The organism is Gallicola sp. Sow4_E12 (assembly GCF_052116305.1).
Lineage (GTDB): Bacteria > Bacillota > Clostridia > Tissierellales > Peptoniphilaceae > JBQKLI01.
In genome coordinates this window covers 1-2630 of the sequence record NZ_JBQKLI010000040.1, presented here as the reverse complement: position 1 = coordinate 2630, position 2630 = coordinate 1, and the positions used below count along the sequence as shown (strand labels likewise).

4 protein-coding genes are annotated in these 2630 nt (G+C 31.7%); all 4 read left to right on the top strand.

What is annotated here, in order from left to right; genetic code table 11:
- The coding region (locus tag ACTQ46_RS11030) for a transposase (RefSeq protein WP_441749876.1) at positions 1-162 on the top strand (162 nt) is incomplete at its 5' end.
- 6 nt (positions 163-168) lie between these two features.
- Positions 169-429, top strand: coding sequence for a helix-turn-helix domain-containing protein (locus ACTQ46_RS11025; protein ID WP_441749874.1), 261 nt, complete (start codon positions 169-171; stop codon positions 427-429).
- Positions 429-2267: a DNA methyltransferase gene (locus ACTQ46_RS11020; RefSeq protein ID WP_441749872.1), complete on the top strand. Its 1839-nt coding sequence runs from the start codon at positions 429-431 to the stop codon at positions 2265-2267. Before ACTQ46_RS11025 ends, ACTQ46_RS11020 begins: the two co-directional genes overlap by 1 nt.
- 11 nt (positions 2268-2278) lie before the next feature.
- On the top strand, positions 2279-2533 hold the full coding sequence (locus ACTQ46_RS11015; protein ID WP_441749870.1) for a DEAD/DEAH box helicase family protein: 255 nt from the start codon (positions 2279-2281) through the stop codon (positions 2531-2533).
- Positions 2534-2630: the final 97 nt, after the last annotated feature.

The following is a 2630-nucleotide window of genomic DNA, read 5'->3' as shown; positions in this document are numbered from 1 at the left end:
AACCTTCTTGAGCGACTGAACCAAGAAGTACGTAGAAGAGAAAAGATCATTCGAATCTTTCCCAATCACGCTTCAGCTAATCGTTTAATTGGAGCAGTCCTTATGGACCTGCATGACGAATGGCTGAGTTCTACAAGAAAGTATATTAAGTTTGGCAAGTAAGAAACTATGGAAACATTGTATAGTGTTTTACACAAGATTATGGACTTGACTGAAAATAATATGGCATTTAATTATAGTAATCTTTGGAAATTACTCGAAAAAAAGAAAATGAATAAAGAAGAATTAAGACAAAGCATAGGAATGTCTTCTGCTACATTAGCGAAGTTAGGTAAGAATGAAATTATAAGCATGGATGTTATAGCGAGAATTTGTGAAAGTCTTAAATGTGATGTTGGAGATATTGTAAGTTATGTGGAGGAAGACTAATGAGATTTTTAGATGAATTAGAAAAAGTATTAAAGGCTGATGAACGCTTTATCGGTGAGGATAATCAAGTAATAAAAACAAAAGTTTCGGATGCTGCAAGGGGTACTGACGGGTTGTTAATCAAGTCCCTTTTAAATAATGAATTAATGCGTGAAAGTTTCTTTACTAAAGTGGACGATGTTTATGTGTTCGACAAGGTTAAGTTCATATGGGTGCTAGATTCTAAGGAGTTCTTACCTGATTCATATACTCTTTACAAAAATAAAATTGGATTAGTAGATAACCAGAACAACCTAATTAGTCAAAAACAAGATATCTCACTTGTTTGGCCATATAAGGATTGTGTGTTAGAAGGTGGACAAGATAGAGAGGATCAAAAAAGAGAAGAAATTTTTTATAATGAGACTTTAGCACCAGACGAAGTAAATAGATTATTAGCTCCAAAGGTATTAGGAAATGCAAGAAGATACACATTTGATGGAATAGAAGAAAATATTGAATTTGATAACTTTGATAACCTAATTATAAAAGGAAATAATTTACTAGCACTTTCCTCTTTGTTAAAAAAATACGAAGGGCAAGTCCAGTTAATATATATTGACCCCCCTTACAATACAGGTTCAGATACTTTTAATTATAATGATAAATTTAATCATTCATCGTGGCTTACATTTATGAAGAATCGATTAATTTTAGCAAAAAGACTTTTAAGTAGTACTGGAAGTATTTTTATTCAGATTGATGATAATGAGGATAGCTACTTGAAGGTGTTGATGGATGAAATATTCGGTGAGGAAAACTTTAGAAATAAAATAACTTGGAAAAGGAGAGGTGGTAGTGCTAATCCAAGTCAAAGGTTAAACAATGTAGTTGAGTATATTTTATGGTACGTAAAAGACGAAACTCAATTTAAATATGAGCCGGTATATTCATTAAATGATGAAAATACTCAAAAATATATCAAAGAGCGATTCGTACATGTTGATTCAAATGGCAGAAAATATATGAAATCACCAATTCAAAGTCCTAATTACAGAGAAAATTTAATTTATGACTACAAAGGATACAAAACACCAAAAAAGGGATATTCTGTTTCAAGAAAAGTAATGGAGCAATGGGACAAAGAGGGAAGGCTAGATTTCCCGGATAGTAAAGATAAAAACATCAACAGAAAGATATTTTTAGATGAATATATTGGACAACCAGTTAATTCATTATGGACTGACATTTATGTAATTAATCCGATGTCAAATGAAAGGACTGAATTTAGTTCAGGCCAAAAGCCAGAAGCTTTAATTAAGAGAATTATCGAAATGGTAACGGATTCTGATGATTTGGTTCTAGATTTTTTTATGGGGTCAGGTACTACAGCTTCAGTCGCACATAAAATGAATAGACGTTATATTGGTGTAGAACAACTAGATTATATTGAAGAAATCACACTGAATAGATTAAAAAATGTATTGAACGGAGACGGTACAGGAATATCTAGTGAAGTAAATTGGCAAGATGGGGGTTCATTTGTTTATTGTGAACTGCTTGAAGACAACCAGTCTTTAATTCATGAATTAGAACAAGCTACAGACTCTGAGTCAGTTAAAGCTATCTTAGATAAAGCAACACAAAATGGAAAAATTATCCCATCAGTTTTACCAGATGAATTAAAAAGAACTGAAGAAGAATTTAATAATTTATCTTTAGAAGATCAAAAGAGATTGGTTCTTGAATTACTAGATAAAAATAAGCTATACATCAACCTTTCCGATATAGGTGATGAAGATGTAAATGTAAGTGAATCAGATAAGGCGTTTACTAAGAGTTTCTATGGATTATATTAAGGAGGAATCTAATGAGTAATCAATATTTATATGAAGAATTAGATGTCCTTAAAAGATTTGGTTCTTTGAAAGAATTGCCAGAGTATATAACTAGCAATTTAAACGAAAATATTGTTTTAAGAGAATACCAAGAAGAGGTATTTAGATACTTCATAACCTACTATGAAAGCCCAGAATTTAGAAAGAATAAACAGATTCATAATCTTTTCCATATGGCAACAGGGTCTGGGAAGACAGTTATGATGGCTGGTCGGGTCTGTAAATAATTTTGTGTATCAACCTAAATCCTGAGTAAGGGTAAGGGTTGATACATTTTTTATGTATCAATATATGTCCATTCCTATAGGAATGGAGCTTGTCTTA